At 56.4% G+C, this 15751-nt stretch carries 20 protein-coding genes; 14 read left to right on the forward strand and 6 right to left on the reverse strand.

Annotated features, from left to right (window positions below; genetic code table 11):
- Positions 1 to 48: 48 nt before the first annotated feature.
- Together KSS97_RS13835 and KSS97_RS13840 are read right to left on the reverse strand one after the other, a co-directional pair.
- Positions 49 to 405 (reverse strand): type II toxin-antitoxin system RelE/ParE family toxin, encoded by a 357-nt coding sequence (locus tag KSS97_RS13835; RefSeq protein ID WP_039588722.1) that lies wholly within the window; start codon positions 403 to 405, stop codon positions 49 to 51.
- Between the two features lie 2 nt (positions 406 to 407).
- A complete protein-coding gene (locus KSS97_RS13840; protein WP_217861911.1) occupies positions 408 to 698 on the reverse strand; it encodes a type II toxin-antitoxin system ParD family antitoxin in 291 nt (96 codons plus the stop codon).
- Positions 699 to 941: 243 nt separating this feature from the next.
- On the opposite strand from KSS97_RS13840, the gene KSS97_RS13845 reads away from it, so the two are divergent.
- Together KSS97_RS13845 and KSS97_RS13850 are read left to right on the forward strand one after the other, a co-directional pair.
- Complete coding sequence (locus KSS97_RS13845; protein ID WP_039588719.1) at positions 942 to 1292, forward strand: ArsR/SmtB family transcription factor; 351 nt, start codon at positions 942 to 944, stop codon at positions 1290 to 1292.
- A gap of 37 nt (positions 1293 to 1329) precedes the next feature.
- Positions 1330 to 2400: a flavin-containing monooxygenase gene (locus tag KSS97_RS13850; protein ID WP_217861912.1), complete on the forward strand. Its 1071-nt coding sequence runs from the start codon at positions 1330 to 1332 to the stop codon at positions 2398 to 2400.
- Positions 2401 to 2434: 34 nt separating this feature from the next.
- On the opposite strand, the gene KSS97_RS13855 is transcribed toward KSS97_RS13850, so the two are convergent.
- On the reverse strand, positions 2435 to 3652 hold the full coding sequence (locus KSS97_RS13855; RefSeq protein ID WP_225936108.1) for an MFS transporter: 1218 nt from the start codon (positions 3650 to 3652) through the stop codon (positions 2435 to 2437).
- Positions 3653 to 3774: 122 nt separating this feature from the next.
- On the opposite strand from KSS97_RS13855, the gene KSS97_RS13860 reads away from it, so the two are divergent.
- The 3 genes from KSS97_RS13860 to KSS97_RS13870 all read left to right on the forward strand — a co-directional run bounded on the left by KSS97_RS13860 (position 3775) and on the right by KSS97_RS13870 (position 6206).
- A complete protein-coding gene (locus KSS97_RS13860) occupies positions 3775 to 4269 on the forward strand; it encodes a MarR family winged helix-turn-helix transcriptional regulator (RefSeq protein ID WP_217861913.1) in 495 nt (164 codons plus the stop codon).
- A gap of 63 nt (positions 4270 to 4332) precedes the next feature.
- The gene (locus KSS97_RS13865; protein ID WP_217861914.1) at positions 4333 to 4836 is read left to right on the forward strand and encodes an arsinothricin resistance N-acetyltransferase ArsN1 family A; all 504 of its coding nucleotides are present in this window, start codon (positions 4333 to 4335) and stop codon (positions 4834 to 4836) included.
- A gap of 14 nt (positions 4837 to 4850) precedes the next feature.
- Positions 4851 to 6206 (forward strand): FAD-dependent oxidoreductase, encoded by a 1356-nt coding sequence (locus KSS97_RS13870; RefSeq protein WP_217861915.1) that lies wholly within the window; start codon positions 4851 to 4853, stop codon positions 6204 to 6206.
- Between the two features lie 52 nt (positions 6207 to 6258).
- Here the strand turns inward: KSS97_RS13870 and KSS97_RS13875 are convergent, their stop codons facing one another.
- Positions 6259 to 6531: a hypothetical protein gene (locus KSS97_RS13875; protein ID WP_217861916.1), complete on the reverse strand. Its 273-nt coding sequence runs from the start codon at positions 6529 to 6531 to the stop codon at positions 6259 to 6261.
- A 264-nt stretch (positions 6532 to 6795) separates the two neighbouring features.
- Here KSS97_RS13875 and KSS97_RS13880 point away from each other — a divergent pair, with 264 nt between their 5' ends.
- From KSS97_RS13880 to arsH, 5 genes are read left to right on the forward strand one after another with little or no spacing between them, the layout of a single operon-like run.
- Positions 6796 to 7209 (forward strand): arsenate reductase ArsC, encoded by a 414-nt coding sequence (locus KSS97_RS13880; protein WP_217861917.1) that lies wholly within the window; start codon positions 6796 to 6798, stop codon positions 7207 to 7209.
- 8 nt (positions 7210 to 7217) lie between these two features.
- Positions 7218 to 7589 (forward strand): metalloregulator ArsR/SmtB family transcription factor, encoded by a 372-nt coding sequence (locus tag KSS97_RS13885; protein ID WP_217861918.1) that lies wholly within the window; start codon positions 7218 to 7220, stop codon positions 7587 to 7589.
- Between the two features lie 27 nt (positions 7590 to 7616).
- On the forward strand, positions 7617 to 8087 hold the full coding sequence (locus KSS97_RS13890) for an arsenate reductase ArsC (protein WP_217861919.1): 471 nt from the start codon (positions 7617 to 7619) through the stop codon (positions 8085 to 8087).
- Between the two features lie 17 nt (positions 8088 to 8104).
- Entirely contained in the window at positions 8105 to 9178 is a 1074-nt protein-coding gene (gene arsB / locus KSS97_RS13895; protein WP_217861920.1) for an ACR3 family arsenite efflux transporter, read from the forward strand.
- Positions 9171 to 9887, forward strand: coding sequence for an arsenical resistance protein ArsH (gene arsH / locus KSS97_RS13900; protein WP_217861921.1), 717 nt, complete (start codon positions 9171 to 9173; stop codon positions 9885 to 9887). Before arsB ends, arsH begins: the two co-directional genes overlap by 8 nt.
- A gap of 26 nt (positions 9888 to 9913) precedes the next feature.
- Here arsH and KSS97_RS13905 read toward each other — a convergent pair whose 3' ends face one another.
- Positions 9914 to 10228 carry a FecR/PupR family sigma factor regulator gene (locus tag KSS97_RS13905; protein ID WP_368373392.1) on the reverse strand — a complete coding sequence of 105 codons (315 nt, stop codon included), beginning with the start codon at positions 10226 to 10228 and terminating at the stop codon, positions 9914 to 9916.
- Between the two features lie 377 nt (positions 10229 to 10605).
- On the opposite strand from KSS97_RS13905, the gene KSS97_RS13910 reads away from it, so the two are divergent.
- From KSS97_RS13910 to arsJ, 3 genes are read left to right on the forward strand one after another with little or no spacing between them, the layout of a single operon-like run.
- Complete coding sequence (locus tag KSS97_RS13910; protein ID WP_217861922.1) at positions 10606 to 11118, forward strand: phosphatase domain-containing putative toxin; 513 nt, start codon at positions 10606 to 10608, stop codon at positions 11116 to 11118.
- 23 nt (positions 11119 to 11141) lie between these two features.
- Entirely contained in the window at positions 11142 to 12146 is a 1005-nt protein-coding gene (locus KSS97_RS13915) for an ArsJ-associated glyceraldehyde-3-phosphate dehydrogenase (protein WP_217861923.1), read from the forward strand.
- A 9-nt stretch (positions 12147 to 12155) separates the two neighbouring features.
- A complete protein-coding gene (gene arsJ, locus KSS97_RS13920; RefSeq protein ID WP_217861924.1) occupies positions 12156 to 13376 on the forward strand; it encodes an organoarsenical effux MFS transporter ArsJ in 1221 nt (406 codons plus the stop codon).
- Positions 13377 to 13513: 137 nt separating this feature from the next.
- Here the strand turns inward: arsJ and KSS97_RS13925 are convergent, their stop codons facing one another.
- The gene (locus tag KSS97_RS13925; RefSeq protein ID WP_225936109.1) at positions 13514 to 14428 is read right to left on the reverse strand and encodes a LysR family transcriptional regulator; all 915 of its coding nucleotides are present in this window, start codon (positions 14426 to 14428) and stop codon (positions 13514 to 13516) included.
- Between the two features lie 258 nt (positions 14429 to 14686).
- Here KSS97_RS13925 and KSS97_RS13930 point away from each other — a divergent pair, with 258 nt between their 5' ends.
- Positions 14687 to 15712 carry a zinc-dependent alcohol dehydrogenase family protein gene (locus KSS97_RS13930; protein ID WP_217861925.1) on the forward strand — a complete coding sequence of 342 codons (1026 nt, stop codon included), beginning with the start codon at positions 14687 to 14689 and terminating at the stop codon, positions 15710 to 15712.
- The last annotated feature ends 39 nt before the right edge of the window (positions 15713 to 15751 follow it).

Consider the following 15751-nt stretch of genomic DNA (forward strand, 5'->3'; position numbering starts at 1 on the left):
AGTTGCCGGCTGTTCTTGGCCAGTTAAGCCGATGATCCAGGTCGCTGATCAGTCATTAGGCAAGTGCAACTGCACTTCCATGGCGTCATGAAGAAGTCGGACGACCTCGATCACATCGTCGCTTGCCACACGATAAAACACGATATGGCGTGGGCTTTTGACCGTCCCGTGGGGGTGTTTGGCCTGCTGACGTGAATAGATGAGGTGATAGCTGCGAAGACCCGGAGCGAGCTCATCGCGGTCGTGGCTGCCAATGCGATAAGGCGTGTCGGCAAGAGCTTGCAGCGCCGCGAGGATTAGCGCCTGGTAGCGCTGGCGTGCTTGATCGCCAAACTGCGTCTGGGAGAGCCTGAGGATGTCGACAATGTCTGCGCGTGCTGCATTGGAAATCCGATACTGCGGCATGCTCAGTGCTTCTCCCTCGCCGGGACACTGGCCTCCTGGCTCAACCCCTCAAGGTATTGCTCCAGATCCCCTTCATTTAATTGAATGAAGTGTCCGCGATCAAGATCCATGATGCCGATTGAGGTCGCCTGACGCAGGGCCTCGATTTTGGCGGCATCTTCGGCGACACGCTGTTCCAATAGCCGCAAGCCTTCTCGCATCACTTCACTGGCATTCTGATAACGGCCGGACTGAACCAGATCATGGATAACCTGCTCCTGGTGAGGGGTGAGCACAACGTTTCGCGTCGCCATGATTAGCTCCAGATCTGGACAAACATAATTGGCATATTATGCCATTTCGCCTGCGAGCACACGGTTTGGGATTTGCGTCTGACGAGCTGCGTTCCGCGGGTACTCCGCCTTCCAAGCGCAACGTACTCGTTTATGGTCAGGAAATCGCGAAACGATATTTCAAAGTAGTTCACCCAAAGCTGAATGTCGGTCACTGCTTCGGCAAGTTGACGTGTGTATGATCGTGCACATATAGTCTTCCGCATGACAAACCCAACCTCTACACGTACCTGTGCAATTGATGCTGCTATCGACTCTCTCGATGGCGCTTTCTTCAAAGCTCTGTGCGAGCCGTCGCGGGTAGCTGTGCTCAAGCGAGTCATGCAACTGGGGCGAGCGGATATCGCCGAGATTGCCGAAGGGCTGCCTCAAGAGCGTTCAGTGGTATCCCGACATCTGCAAGTGCTGTTAGAGGCGGGCATCGTCCGTGCTACCAAGGTCAGTCGGCAGATGTTCTATGAGGTGGATGGACCGGCGGTGGTGACACGGCTCGAAGCCATTCTCCAGCACATGAAGAGTCTGGCCCCGTTTTGCTGCCCTGGTGCACCAAAGTAGTTTTTATTTATCTGTATATATGCATGGATGTGCACATATGAACGTAGTTAACGAGTCCACGGATGTCATCGTTGTTGGTGCGGGCCAAGCTGGGCTCGCGTGCGGTTGGCATCTGCAGCAGCAAAACCTCAGGTTTCTTATCCTAGATGCCGAGAGCCAGCCAGGTGGAAATTGGCGCAATTATTACGACAACCTGAGACTTTTTTCCCCTGCTGCTTATTCATCGTTACCTGGATTGCCTTTTCCGGCGCAAGCCAAGCATTACCCGCTACGCGATGAAGTCGTACGTTATCTGGAGCAGTACGCGGACGTTTTCCAGCTACCCATTCGGCAGAACACACGCGTCCAGAAAGTGCGTAGGGAGGATGGACTATTTTTGCTTCACACATCTGATGGCCGGTGTTTCCGCTCAAAAGCATTGATCGTTTGCACGGGCGGATTCAATCAGCCTTTCATCCCTGACATTCCAGGGCTGGGAAGTTTTCGCGGGCAACGTTTACACAGTGCGGATTACCGAAATGTCGACGGCTTCGGTGATCAACGCGTCGTGGTCATCGGTGCGGCCAACTCAGCTGTACAAATTGCCCATGAATTGGCTCAAGTCAGCCGAGTCGTATTGGCAACGAGGGAATCGATTCGGTTTTTTCCGCAAAAGGTCCTCGGTGTGGATTTCCATGCTTGGCTCAAGTGGACAGGACTGGAGAAGACTCGTTGGTTGAATGATCAAAGTACCCCTGTGCTGGATGACGGCACCTATCGTCGAGCCATGAAGCGGGGAGTTTTTGAGCGCAAACCAATGTTCACGCAGGTAACGCCAACGGGCGTTATCTGGGCTGATGGGCAGCATGCTGAGGTGGACAGTCTGATTTTTGCGACAGGGTTTCGTCCGAATCTTGGTTTTTTGGCAGGTCTGCACGTGGCGGGAAACGAAAGTCTGACTCAACGCAACGGAGAGGCGGAGCATGTGCCGGGTTTGTATTTCGTGGGATTACCGAAGCAGCGCAATTTTGCCTCGGCCACCCTCAGAGGCGTTGGGCCAGATGCTTCTCACATCATCCCCAGATTGATGTGCTACATCGACAATGCATCGCACCCCGTGTTCGCTTGATGCCAGGAATCAGTTTTCCCGCTCAGCACTGCGTCTACATGTCTTTTTGTGTAGTTGGCAGGCGCCAAGTGGCGATGAAGCACAGCAACAGAAGCCCGCACATCACACTTAGCAGAACTGATGCTCCGAAGCTGTCCAGAACGTAAGCGGCGGCGATGGGGCCGCAGGCTTGGGCGACCAGGACGGGTCTTGCGAGCAGTCCCATTCGTACGCCATATCCTTGAGGCCCGAACAGCGCCAAGGGGAGGGTACCGCGAGCGATGGTGAGGATGCCGTTACCGGCGCCGTAAAATGCTATCGCCACAAAGGCCAGCCAGGGCAGGCCTGCAATCAGCAGCCCAAGCCCAATCAAACACAGCAACACACCGGCCCGTGCGGACCAGGTTGGATGGAGGTGCCTGCCTACGGAAAACTCCGCCACCCGTGCCAAAACTTGCGCAGGACCAATCACCATGCCGATGGCTAAGGCCACGGCAGTCGCGACGCCCAATTGCTTGAGGACATTGAGCAGGTGTACTGAGATACCTGATACGACCAGCGCCAGAACCGTCAGCATGGCGGCAATCAGCAAAAACAATTGGTGGGTGGCCCTAGGGCGAAGCTCGGATGCATTGGGTGATTCTACTGCTACGGGGTGGGGCGGTTGCTTTGTGCTTCCAGGAATCAACAACGCATGGATGGGCAATCCGATCAGCAGATGAGCTGCGGCGAGGGTAAGGCAGGCGTATCGCCAGCCGATCCAACTCTCCAGTCCCGCAATCACCGGCCAACCTATGGTGCTGGCGAAGCCACCCAACAAGGTCAGCCCGGTGATTGACGTTCGAGCCGACTCGCCGAAAAGTCGGCCCAAGGTTGAGAAGGCGGCGTCGTATAGGCCTGCCGCCATGGCAATGCCGATCAGAGTCCAGGCGACATAGTAGGTGGCAATGTTGTCCGCGAGTCCCATCAATAGCATGCCGAGAGCCAGCAGCAGCGAACTGGCGGCCAGGACAGAACGCCCACCACGGCGGTCAATCTGACGACCAACGGCCGGCGAGGACGCCCCCGCTACCAGTAGCCCCCAGGACAGGCCGCCCACCACACTGGTCATGGACCATCCCGTCTCTTTGGCTATCGGAGACGCAAGCACCGCCGGCAAGTAGTAGGTCGAACCCCAGGCGAGAATCTGGGTGAACCCCATGGCCCATACGAGCCTGGAGCGATTGATCGGAGGATGAATCTGCTCTGGAAGTGTCACAACCGGTACGTCCATGCTTTTGTTGTCAGTAACAACAAGCTAGCGCCTTCCATTGACTAACGTCAACCGAGAGTCAGTGTTGACGATCTCGACAGATCAGGCTTATTGTTGCACCTAACAACTAATTTGTGACGATTATGACGAAGCGTAAAAACGATCAACTGGCCCAGGATGCCGAGGACCTGTATGAGGCGTTGAACCAGTTGGTACGCGTCTATCAGTTTCGGGATCGGGATCGGATCTGCTGCTATGACGTATCAGTAACCCAATGTTATGCCGTCGAGACGCTGGTCAAGAAGGGCGCTCTGCGTCTTCAGGTCTTGGCAGAAGAAATGTTCCTGGACAAAAGCACGGCAAGCCGCGTGGTCGATACCTTGGAACGCAAAGGGTATGTTTCCCGTGTTGAGGATGATGAAGATCGGCGTGCAGTACGAATCCAGGCAACGGATGCTGGACGTGAGTTATACGAGAAAATCAGGACTGATCTGATTGCCGAGGAGCGAGGGATGATCGAGAACCTCTCGGCTGAAGCCAGGCAAGGAGCGCTGAGTTTGCTCAGGCAGATTACACGGGCCACGGAGATTCGCTGCGGGCTCGCGAGTGACTGCTGCCCAGCCGTGAAGAAGGATTGAAAGGGGAGCGCTTCCCTTTTTTTGCCAATAATGTTGTTACTACCAACTCAATGGGGCTCCCAAATGCGAGTTCGTCCAGCTGAACCCAAAGACGCTAATTTAATTGCGGCCATCTACAACCAGGGGATCGAAGAGCGCAGCTCTACGTTCGAAACGACCCCTCGAAGTCCGGCAGACATGCTTGAACGCGTCAACTCTATGAAACGTTATCCGGTGCTGGTCATGGTCGACGATGCAGATCAGGTTGTTGGGTGGGCTGGGCTCAGTAGTTACCGCGCTCGCGCCTGTTACGACGGCATTGCGGACTTTTCCATCTACCTGGATAGCAGTATTCGCGGTCAGGGACTCGGCAAGCAGTTACTTCAGTCATTGTTGAAAGAAGCCGAAACGCACGGATTCTGGAAAGTCCTTTCACGGATTTTTACCTTCAATCACGCCAGCCTCGCTTTGTGCGAAGCCTGCGGTTTCCGCCAGGTGGGGGTGTATGAAAAACACGCCTGCCTCGAAGGTCGCTGGCTCGACTGCGCGATTGTCGAGCGCCTGTTTCCGATCAATCAGCCAGCCTGAAGAAGGACTCGAACATGGAAAACAATCAACTTCCGGTCGCCATCATTGGAGCGGGGCCAGTGGGCCTTGCCGCCGCCGCTCACCTGCTGGCCAGAGGTCTCACACCGCTGATTCTGGAAGCTGGCCCGAAAGCCGGGTCCAGTATTGAAGAATGGGCGCACGTGAAGATGTTTTCTCCATGGCAGTTCAACGTGGACAAGGAGGCGGCCAAGCTGTTGCTCGCCAATGGTTGGATTCCACCACCGGAAAACGAGTATCCAACGGGCCGTGACCTGCTGGACCGATATGTTCGACCGCTCGCGGACCTGGACCAGATCAAGCGTCACTTGCAGCTCAATACCCGTGTTCTGGCCGTCACGCGCGTCGGTCAGGATGTAATGAAGACTCAGGGCAGATCGGCAGCGCCTTTTTTGCTGCGTGTCGCAGGGCCAACCGGTGAACGGGATGTGCTGGCCGGTGCTGTCATTGATGCCTCGGGCACCTACCTGACACCAAACTGGATGGGCGCCCATGGCATCCCTGCATTGGGCGAGATCGAGCATGCAACGCACATTGCATACGGTATTCCGGACGTGCTGGGCCGTGCCCGGAATCGTTATGCCAACAAAAGAGTGCTGGTGGTGGGTGGTGGTCACTCCGCGTTTAACGCCCTCCAGGATCTGGTGCGCCTGATTCAGGAGGCGCCGCAAACCAAAGTGCTCTGGGCGATCCGCGGTAACTCTCTTGAGCGCATTCTGGGTGGGGGGGCACATGACCAATTGGAAGAGCGCGGAAAGCTCGGCCTGAAGATTCGCCAGTTATTGGATGACGGCGTGATCGAGCTGTTCAGGAGCGTCGCTATCGATCAGATCGCTGGCAATGGCCAGGGAGTGGTCGTGAAGGCGGGAGGGCAGGTGCTTCCACCCGCGGACGAGCTGATTGTGGCGACTGGATTCCGCCCTGACATGAGCCTGCTCAGCGAGCTACGTATCGAACTCGATCCTGCGACCCAAAGCCCAGTGGTGCTCGCACCAATGATTGATCCCAACGAGCACAGCTGCGGTACGGTCAGGCCCCATGGCGCGGTAGAGCTGTCGCATCCCGAGGAAGGCTTGTTCATTGTGGGAATGAAAAGCTATGGCCGAGCACCAACGTTTTTGTTGATGACGGGCTATGAGCAGATACGGTCTGTTGTCGCGGCATTGGCCGGCGATTGGGATGCAGCCAAAAGGGTTGAGCTGGTCCTTCCGGAGACTGGCATTTGCAACTCAAACTTCGATGAGGCTGATGATCGATCGGAGGTTTCGCCAGTTCAGCGTTCTTGTTGTGGGGCTGGAGGCGACGCTGTTGAAGTCGCTTCTCGGGCCTCGCCTGGTTGTTGCAAAGGCTAGCATCCATCTACCGGATCCGCCCCTTGTTTCAGGGTGGATCCGGGTAGCTGTCTTATTTCTTGACCCTACTCAAATAGTCTTTGAGCGCTTTCTCGTCACCGGACTTAACGGTCATCCCCTCTGGGCCTGCCCCGACTGCCGTGTACTGCTTGGCCGGCTCGCCGTGCGCCTTGAATTCTCTCAATTGTTCTGAGCCTGAATAAAAGACCCAGAGGCGGCCATCTTCCACTTTGGTAAAGAATCCGGGCTTGTCGTACTGGCTCGCGAAGCTGATGCCCGTAAACAGGCCGGCCAGCAAGGCGATGGTGATTGTCAGTTTTTTCATCTCTCAGGCTCCAGGTTGGTTGGTTCGGAACCGAGGCTACCCCCAAGCGCATGACAAGCTTATTACAAAAAACATATATTCGATTAACCAGATGCGCATGCTGCAGCCTGCTCAGAAATTTTCTGCTATGCCAGTAAATGCGGGGATTAAATAGTGGGGTGAACGGTGGGTCTGATTTTTCCAGAGTTTATTTGGCGTACCGCTTTACTGCTCATGCATAGAAACGTATATTCGAAAAGCCGTATGTTAGCTGAGGTCTCCACGATGACCAGCAAAACCCGTGTTCTGTTCGTTTGTACCGCTAATGCTGCCCGCTCGCAGTTGGCGCAAGCGCTGCTGCGCCATACCGATTCGGAGCATTTCGAGGCGTTCAGTGCAGGCACCGTTCCCACTCAGGTCGATCCACGTACCTTTGACGCGCTCTCCCACCTTGGGGTGAGTACCGAAGGGCTGCGTAGTAAGTCAATCGACGAGTTTCGAGGTAAGCGTTTCGATTTCGTCATCACGTTGTGCGATAAAGCAGCAGCGGAGTGCCAATCCTTACCGGGGGCAGGCGAAGTATTGGCTTGGAGTTTCGAGGATCCGGTCGCCAGCACCAAGCCCGACGCATTTCGCCACACGCTTCATGAAATCTATGAGCGCATCAAGATGTTTGTCTTGGTGAAAACCAAACGCTGAGAATCGATATGGCTGACCATCTGACACCCACCACTGTTTTTAAATGTCTGGCTGATGAAACCCGTGTCCGCACCATGCTGCTCATCACGCGGGAAGGGGAGCTTTGTGTCTGCGAACTGACCTACGCGTTGAACGAGAGTCAGCCAAAAATCTCCAGGCATCTGGCGCAGTTGCGCACGTGCGGTCTGCTTTCGGACCGTCGGCAAGGCCAATGGGTTTATTACCGGCTGCACCCAAATCTCCCCGATTGGATTCATCAAGTGCTGACGATTACGTTCGAAAGCAACAAGCATTGGTTAAGCCCTGATGCCAAGCGCCTTGATGAAATGGGTGACCGTCCTGAACGTGCAGCCGTGTGCTGTGAAAACAAGGTCGCTTGATTCCGCCCTCGACTATGAGACCGCTCGATGAAAATCCTTTTTCTCTGCACTGCCAATAGCTGCCGCAGCATCCTTTGTGAGGCGGTCTTCAATCACTTGGCACCTGACGACATGAAAGCCTACAGCGCAGGCAGTCAACCCAAAGGCGAAGTGCATCCGCTGAGTCTCAAAACGTTGGAAAAGGCCGGTATCTCGACGCTCGGGCTGTTCAGTAAATCCAGTGATGCCCATATGGGCTTGGCACCTGATTTCGTCATCACGGTCTGCGACAAGGCCGCCGGAGAGGCATGTCCTGTCTTTTTCGGGCCCGCCACCAAGGCCCACTGGGGGCTGGCTGACCCATCGGAATACCACGGAACTCAAGAAGAGATAGAGGCGGCGTTTGAAGACACCCTGGAGCAGATCAAAACCCGTATCCAAGCCTTCCTGGCTTTACCGCTTTCTCAACTGAATGCCGAGCAGCTCAAGGCAGAGCTGGCTCTCATTGGCACGCTGTAATCACAGGAGCAATGATCATGAGTAAAAGCCGCCTTTCATTTCTGGACCGTTACCTGACGCTGTGGATTTTTCTCGCCATGGCTTTGGGCATCGGTCTGGGGAGTCTGTTCGAAGGCTGGCCGCAGTGGCTCAACAGTCTTTCTGTGGGCACAACCAATATCCCCATCGCTATCGGCTTGATCGTGATGATGTATCCGCCTCTGGCCAAGGTTCGTTATGAGGAACTGCCAGAGGTCTTCAAGGACAAGCGCATCCTCGTTTTGTCTCTGGTCCAGAACTGGGTCATCGGCCCGGTGTTGATGTTTGCACTGGCGATCATCTTCCTGCGGGACCAGCCGGAGTACATGACCGGTCTGATCCTCATCGGTTTGGCTCGCTGCATCGCGATGGTCTTGGTCTGGAACCAGATCGCGGGTGGCAACAATCAGTACGTCGCCGGACTGGTGGCGTTCAACAGCATTTTTCAGATCCTGTTTTTCAGTCTGTATGCCTGGGTCTTCTTGGGGCTGTTGCCACCGCTGTTCGGACTGGAAGGCAGTGTGATTGAGACCAGCTTTGTCAGCATTGCCGAGTCGGTGCTGATCTACCTGGGTTTGCCATTCTTGGCGGGATTTCTGACCCGCAAGATCCTCATCGCTCGTAAAGGCGAAGCATGGTTTCAGGAGCGCTTCATTCCAAAGATCAGCCCGCTGACGCTGGTGGCGCTGCTCTTGACTATCATCGCCATGTTCAGCCTCAAGGGCGATGTGGTACTGCAATTGCCATTGGATGTGTTACGCATCGCCATTCCGCTGACGATCTACTTCGTCGTGATGTTTTTCATCAGCTTCTGGATGGGCAAATTGCTCGAAGCTGACTACCCACGCACCACCGCGCTGGCTTTTACGGCCGCCAGCAACAACTTCGAGCTGGCAATTGCCGTGGCCATTGCCACCTTCGGCTTGGCTTCCCCGATCGCTTTCGCCACGGTGATTGGACCGTTGGTAGAGGTGCCGGTATTGATTTCTCTGGTCGGTGTGGCCCTCTGGCTGAAACGCCGCTGGTTCGATGAATCCAAGAGCGCCGTTGCGCAGGACAAAGACTATGTTTGATGACGCTATTCCTCAGCTCGATAGCGAACTGGCTGATCTTCCCTCGGCAGACAAGCTCGGTATCGAAAAGACCTCCATCCACAAGCCGCGCATTTTGCTGCTGTACGGGTCCACTCGTGAGCGCTCCTTCAGTCGTCTGTTGGTGGAGGAGGCCGCTCGACTGCTGGAGCACTTTGGCGCCGAGACGCGGATTTTCAATCCGTCCGGTTTGCCACTGCCAGATGACGCCCCCGACGACCATCCACGCGTGAAGGAACTGCGTGACTTGGTGTTGTGGTCCGAGGGACAAGTCTGGTGCTCTCCAGAGCGTCATGGAAACATGAGCGCAGTGTTTAAGGCGCAGATCGATTGGGTGCCACTGGCCATGGGCGCGGTACGGCCGACCCAGGGTAAAACCCTGGCGGTCATGCAGGTGTGCGGTGGCTCGCAATCGTTCAACGTGGTCAATCAGCTGCGAGTGCTGGGACGTTGGATGCGCATGTTCACCATCCCCAACCAATCGTCCGTGCCCAAGGCCTATATGGAATTCGACGATAACGGTCGGATGAAACCTTCTGCGTTCTACGACCGTGTCGTGGATGTGATGGAAGAGTTGGTGAAATTCACGCTGCTGCTTCGCGACCGTCAGGACTATCTGGTGGATCGTTATTCCGAGCGCAAGGAGTCCGCAGAGGAACTGATGAAGCGTGTTAACCAGCGGTCGATTTGAAAGGCGGCGGGTATCACCGTTTTCGGCTAGAACGAGCTTTTCGCCGCATTTTTCAAGGCATGCCAAAGAGCTTTTGCCTCTGCAAACGCGTGGGCATGCGCAGGACTACGTTGGCACCAAGTGTCGAGAGCATTGGCATCAGTTGTGGTCGCGCGCCCTGAAGTGAGGCGCACGATCCAGTCTTGGGCTTCGCTCTTCAATTGCTCAGCGCATGGAACCGGAGACACTTCGTTCTTGGGAGTTTCATGATCTGGAGAGTTATTCAGGCGACGATTCCGAAGCATCCGGCAGCAAAGGCGAACGCCTGGTGCCGGCAAACCGTTCACAACTGGCTCCTTCATTTCAGCCTCCTGCTTGAGTGACCGTCAGAGTGAGATTAGCGCCTGCGTAATGACAGAGATATTACAAAATATGCATATATGTATTTTCGAATGAGTAGGATGCGTTTGCCGGATGGCATACTCATCACTTTTTGGATTGGAAGCCATCGTGCCGACGGTTTCACATCAACGCTCTGAAATATCTCCTGACCGTCGCTCCGTCAGGATGATGAGGAGCCCTGACGTCAAATGTTCTTATATTTGTTTTATCGTATATATTGAAGCCGAATGAATGGCTGCTTCCATCCTTGGTTTCTCGGCATCTACGTTGTGGTCAGTTGGGCTGCGCAGCTCACGGTACCGTTCAGTTCGGTGCACTTTTTTGAGGATTCTTCATCGTGCAACAGCATCCATACTCCGTCTTGCCCTTGGTGCAGTTCAAAGGCCAACTGATCTTCACTCCTTGCCCTGGCACAAAGGGCACCCGGCCTTTCGAGGCGCTGCAAACGCTTAAAGACGCTGGTGCCTCGGCATTACTGACGCTGATGCCGACCGAGGAGTTGCTTCAGAACGAGATCGACCTGCTGCCGGAAGTGTGCCGGATGCTCGACATCGAGTGGTTTCACCTACCGATAGAAGACGATCAAGCACCTGGTGAGGCTTTCAAAGCCGCATGGGAGCAGCACGTCCCGCGACTCAAGCAACTGCTGACGGAAGGGAAAACCATCGCCATTCATTGCAAGGGCGGTTCGGGCCGTACCGGTTTGGTCGCCGCTCAACTGTTGATCGAAACCGGCGTGCCCTTCAGCGATGCCATTCGTGATGTTCAGTCGTTGCGTCCGCGTGCCATTCAGCATCCAGCTCACATTGAATACATCGGCCAGTTCGACACCCAGTCGAACGCTCACTGACAACAGAGACAGAGCACGACAACATGACTATTAAAATTGGCATCAATGGTTTTGGCCGGATCGGTCGCCTTGCTCTACGAGCAGCCTGGAACTGGCCTGAGTTCGAGTTCGTGCAGATCAACGATCCAGCGGGAGATGCAGTAACCCATGCCCACCTGATCAACTTCGACTCGGTGCATGGCCGTTGGAGCAATGAGGCCACCGCCGACGGCGACAACGTCGTCATCGACGGAAAACGGATCAAAGTAACGGCCAACAAATCGATTGCCGAGACAGATTGGTCGGGCTGCGACCTGGTGATCGAGGCCAGCGGCAAGATGAAAACCGTGGCCGTGTTGCAGGCCTACCTGGATCAGGGCGTCAAGCGTGTAGTGGTCTGCGCTCCAGTGAAAGAGCAGGGCGCTTTGAACGTCGTCATGGGCGTCAACCAGCACCTGTTCGATCCTGCGCTGCACCGCATCGTCACGGCGGCTTCGTGCACCACTAACTGTTTGGCGCCCGTGGTGAAAGTCATTCACGAAAAGCTGGGCATTCGTCATGGCTCGATCACCACCATCCATGACCTGACCAACACCCAAAGCATCCTCGATCAGCCGCACAAGGATCTGCGTCGTGCGCGTGCTTCGGGCATGAGCCTGATTCCAACCAGCACCGGCTCGGCCACCGCCATCGCCGAGATATTTCCGGAGCTGCGTGGACGCCTGAATGGTCACGCCGTGCGCGTGCCGCTGGCCAACGCTTCGCTGACCGACTGTGTCTTTGAAGTCGAGCGGGCTACTACTGTCGAAGAAGTGAATCAGTTCCTCAAGGACGCTTCCGAGAACGAACTGAAAGACATTCTTGGTTTTGAAGAGCGTCCGTTGGTGTCCATCGACTACCGTACCGATCCGCGCTCATCGATCATCGATGCGCTGTCGACCATGGTCATCAACGGCACTCAGGTCAAGCTCTATGCCTGGTACGACAACGAATGGGGTTATGCCAACCGCACGGTCGAACTGGCCAAAATGGTCGGTCTGGCAGTCTAAGGAGCGGTTATGAAAGCGTTGTCAGCCCTCGCACCGGAAGTGCGGCAATACTTGCTCGTGACGGGCAACTACTGGGCCTTCACTCTCACTGATGGCGCTTTGCGCATGTTGGTGGTGCTGCACTTTCACGCGTTGGGCTACAGCCCGCTGCAAATCGCCGCGTTGTTTCTGTTCTACGAAATCTTTGGTGTGATCACCAACCTCGTAGGTGGTTACCTCGGCGCTCGACTGGGTCTTAACCGGACCATGAACATCGGGCTGGGCATCCAGGTCGCAGCATTGCTGATGCTTACGGTTCCGGTTGCCTGGCTGACCATCCCCTGGGTGATGGGTGCCCAGGCGCTGTCTGGGATTGCCAAAGACCTGAACAAGATGAGCGCCAAAAGCTCGATCAAGCTGCTGGTCCCCGATGGGCAACAGGGCAAGCTTTACCAATGGGTGGCGATCCTCACCGGCTCGAAGAACGCACTCAAGGGTGTTGGCTTCTTTCTTGGCGGCGCTTTGCTGGCATTGGTCGGTTTCAAAGGCGCGTTGCTGGCCATGGCGGGTGGCCTGCTGCTGATTTGGATCAGTAGCTTGATCCTGTTGAAGAAGGACCTGGGCAAGGCCAAAGCCAAGCCCAGGTTTCGTGACATCCTGTCCAAGAGCCGGGCGATTAATATCCTCTCAGCGGCGCGGATGTTTCTTTTCGGCGCTCGCGATGTCTGGTTTGTGGTGGCCTTGCCGGTGTATCTGAGCAGCGTCTTCGGCTGGGACTTCTGGAAGGTTGGCGGATTCCTGGCCGCTTGGGTGATTGGCTACGGCATCGTCCAATCGTTCGCGCCGCGAATTACCGGCAAGAAAAAGGGGCATGTACCGGATGGTCGTGCAGCTTTTGTGTGGGCACTAGCCCTGGCGGGGCTGCCAGCATTGATCGCGCTTGGGCTTTACACCGGGTTGTCACCACAGACGGTACTGCTGGGTGGCCTCATGATCTTTGGCGCGCTGTTCGCGGTGAACTCGTCCTTGCACAGTTACCTGATTGTGTCCTATGCCAAGGAGGATGGTGTGTCGCTGGACGTGGGGTTCTACTACATGTCCAACGCCTTGGGCCGGCTGATTGGCACTGTGCTCTCCGGTTGGATTTATCAGATGTATGGTCTGGAGGCGTGTTTGTGGATATCGAGCGCGTTCGTATTGCTCGCCGCCCTAATTTCTATCGCCTTACCCAGGCATGCTGAGGCGATATGAAACCGTCAGACAGGGCGGAGTGAACCACTTCGCGCTACGTGCGTGTGAAAGTAGGGATCAAGCGGGAGTAGCTGATCCCCCGATTGCTTCGCCACCTGAGCAAGAGAAATTCGGCAGACTGAGTAGGGGCTATTCTCCTAGAGATTGTCAGGGCTGCCAAAAAACATCTGAATCCGCGAACGCAACCAGCGCTCGCCCGGATCGTTGTCCTGTGACCCGCGCCAGGCCATGTGCAGTTCGAAGCTGCGCACCGGGATCGGCGGGTCTTCGGCACGTACGCCGCCGGCGGCGGTCAGTGCGTCGGCGGTGTAGTCGGGCACGATGGCGATGATGTCGGTGCCTGATAACAGTGTGCTCAATCCGTTGAACTGCGGCACGGCCAATACCACATGGCGCTTGCGGTCGAGTTTTTCCAGCTCTTCATCGATGAACCCGCTCAAGTCACCTGCGAAGGACACCAGGGCGTGGGGGCGGGCGCAGAATTCATCCAGGGTCAGCCGTCCCGGCGCGGTATCGGCCCGCAGCACTTTGGGCATGCTGCGCCGCAGGACCTTGCGCTTGGCGTTGGCCGGCAGGTCTTCGGTGTAGCTGACGCCAATGGAGATCTCGCCGGACGCCAGCAAGCCCGGCATCAGGATGTAATTGACCCGGCGCACCACCAGCACGATGCCTGGCGCTTCGGCCCGCAGCCGCTTGAGCAGCATCGGCAGCAGGGCGAACTCGGCATCGTCCGACAGACCGATGCGAAACACCGAGGTGCTGGTGGCCGGGTCGAATTCCGCCGCCCGGCTGACCGCCGTTGAAATCGAATCCAGGGCCGGAGAGAGCAGGGCGAAGATCTCGACCGCCCGAGCCGTGGGTTCCATGCTGCGCCCGGTGCGCACGAACAGAGGATCATCGAACAGGCTGCGCAGGCGCGACAGCGCGGCACTGATGGCCGGCTGGCCGAGGAACAGTTTCTCGGCGGCGCGGGTCACGCTGCGTTCATGCATCAATGTTTCGAACACGATCAACAGGTTCAGGTCGACACGACGCAGGTCATTACGATTCATCTGGGGTCCTGGCAGATTCGGCAAGCTTGACGTGGACGGCCATATGGGAACAATGGCCGGCATGAATCTTACGGGGAAAGGCTGGTACTCTGCATCGGGTAAATGCATTTTCTTCAGGATAAGGCTTACAGGACTGGTTCGGTTTTCTTGCTGCGGAATCAATGACAGGCATGTCGACTATTAATAGCCACTGATGGTCTTGGGTACAAAGCCCGGATAGAGTTCATGGCATTAGAGGTTACTTTGACGAGGTTTGCGATGTCCCGCACGATCCGTTTTCACAAGTTTGGTGGTGCCGAGGTGCTCAAATGCGAAGAGCATGCGGCGGCTCTTCCTGCGCCAGGAGAAGTGCAGGTCCGTGTTGAAGCGATCGGCATCAGCTGGTATGACACCCTTTGGCGCCAGAACCTGGCGTCTTCCCAGGCCCGCCTGCCATCAGGGCTGGGACATGAAATGGCCGGCGTGGTAACTGCCGTCGGCGAGGGTGTCGACGATCTGGCCGTGGGCGACAAAGTCGCCAGCTTCCCCGCCGAGAGCCCGAACGATTACCCGGTGTATGGCGAAGTCATCGTATTGCCGCGCACCGCCCTGACCCGTTATCCCGACGTGCTCAGCCCGATCGAAGCCGCCGTGCATTACACGCCGCTGCTGATCGCCTATTTCGCCTACATGGACCTGGCCAGGGTCAAGCCTGGGCAATTTGCCCTGGTGACCGACGCCAGCCATTGCGCCGGCCCATCCTTCGTACAGTTGGGCAAAGCCTTGGGTGTGCGGGTGATCGCAGCCACCAAGACGGCCGACGAGCGTGAATACCTGCTGTCGCTGGGCGCTGAAAAGGTCATTGTCACCGAAGAGCAGGACTTGCTGATGCAGATCAACAAGCTCACTGACAGCCGTGGCGTCGATGTTGTGTTCGACGGCCTTGGCGGGCCGCAGATGTCGCTGCTCGGCGATGTGTTGGCGCCCCGTGGCAGTCTGGTGCTGTATGGCCTGCAAGGCGGCAACCAGACGCCATTCCCGGCCTGTGCGGCGTTCCAGAAGAACATCCAGTTCTTCGTGCACTGCATCGGCAACTTCACTGGCAAGCCGGAACTGGGCATTGTCCAGGACCAGGTGGCGTTGCAACGCGCGTTGCGCGACATCAATCAACTGACCGCCGACCGCGTGCTGTTGCCGCTCAAGACTCGGGTGTTCCCGTTCTCCGAGTTCGTCGAGGCTCATCGCTACATGGGTGAATGCCCTTGCCGTGAGCGCGTTGCCCTTCAGGTCGTCGATCCCGCCTGATCTGTCCCCTTGCGCAAGAGTCATTGTCTACGGCTCTTG

This window comes from Pseudomonas alvandae (assembly GCF_019141525.1).
Lineage (GTDB): Bacteria > Pseudomonadota > Gammaproteobacteria > Pseudomonadales > Pseudomonadaceae > Aquipseudomonas > Aquipseudomonas alvandae.

Excerpts from the sequence above, each read along its gene's own strand:
- KSS97_RS13835 (WP_039588722.1), bottom strand. The coding sequence starts at position 405 with ATGCCGCAGTATCGGATTTCCAATGCAGCACGCGCAGACATTGTCGAC.
- KSS97_RS13840 (WP_217861911.1), bottom strand. The coding sequence starts at position 698 with ATGGCGACGCGAAACGTTGTGCTCACCCCTCACCAGGAGCAGGTTATC.
- KSS97_RS13845 (WP_039588719.1), top strand. The coding sequence starts at position 942 with ATGACAAACCCAACCTCTACACGTACCTGTGCAATTGATGCTGCTATC.
- KSS97_RS13850 (WP_217861912.1), top strand. The coding sequence starts at position 1,330 with ATGAACGTAGTTAACGAGTCCACGGATGTCATCGTTGTTGGTGCGGGC.
- KSS97_RS13855 (WP_225936108.1), bottom strand. The coding sequence starts at position 3,652 with ATGGACGTACCGGTTGTGACACTTCCAGAGCAGATTCATCCTCCGATC.
- KSS97_RS13860 (WP_217861913.1), top strand. The coding sequence starts at position 3,775 with ATGACGAAGCGTAAAAACGATCAACTGGCCCAGGATGCCGAGGACCTG.
- KSS97_RS13865 (WP_217861914.1), top strand. The coding sequence starts at position 4,333 with ATGCGAGTTCGTCCAGCTGAACCCAAAGACGCTAATTTAATTGCGGCC.
- KSS97_RS13870 (WP_217861915.1), top strand. The coding sequence starts at position 4,851 with ATGGAAAACAATCAACTTCCGGTCGCCATCATTGGAGCGGGGCCAGTG.
- KSS97_RS13875 (WP_217861916.1), bottom strand. The coding sequence starts at position 6,531 with ATGAAAAAACTGACAATCACCATCGCCTTGCTGGCCGGCCTGTTTACG.
- KSS97_RS13880 (WP_217861917.1), top strand. The coding sequence starts at position 6,796 with ATGACCAGCAAAACCCGTGTTCTGTTCGTTTGTACCGCTAATGCTGCC.
- KSS97_RS13885 (WP_217861918.1), top strand. The coding sequence starts at position 7,218 with ATGGCTGACCATCTGACACCCACCACTGTTTTTAAATGTCTGGCTGAT.
- KSS97_RS13890 (WP_217861919.1), top strand. The coding sequence starts at position 7,617 with ATGAAAATCCTTTTTCTCTGCACTGCCAATAGCTGCCGCAGCATCCTT.
- arsB (WP_217861920.1), top strand. The coding sequence starts at position 8,105 with ATGAGTAAAAGCCGCCTTTCATTTCTGGACCGTTACCTGACGCTGTGG.
- arsH (WP_217861921.1), top strand. The coding sequence starts at position 9,171 with ATGTTTGATGACGCTATTCCTCAGCTCGATAGCGAACTGGCTGATCTT.
- KSS97_RS13905 (WP_368373392.1), bottom strand. The coding sequence starts at position 10,228 with ATGAAGGAGCCAGTTGTGAACGGTTTGCCGGCACCAGGCGTTCGCCTT.
- KSS97_RS13915 (WP_217861923.1), top strand. The coding sequence starts at position 11,142 with ATGACTATTAAAATTGGCATCAATGGTTTTGGCCGGATCGGTCGCCTT.
- arsJ (WP_217861924.1), top strand. The coding sequence starts at position 12,156 with ATGAAAGCGTTGTCAGCCCTCGCACCGGAAGTGCGGCAATACTTGCTC.
- KSS97_RS13925 (WP_225936109.1), bottom strand. The coding sequence starts at position 14,428 with ATGAATCGTAATGACCTGCGTCGTGTCGACCTGAACCTGTTGATCGTG.
- KSS97_RS13930 (WP_217861925.1), top strand. The coding sequence starts at position 14,687 with ATGTCCCGCACGATCCGTTTTCACAAGTTTGGTGGTGCCGAGGTGCTC.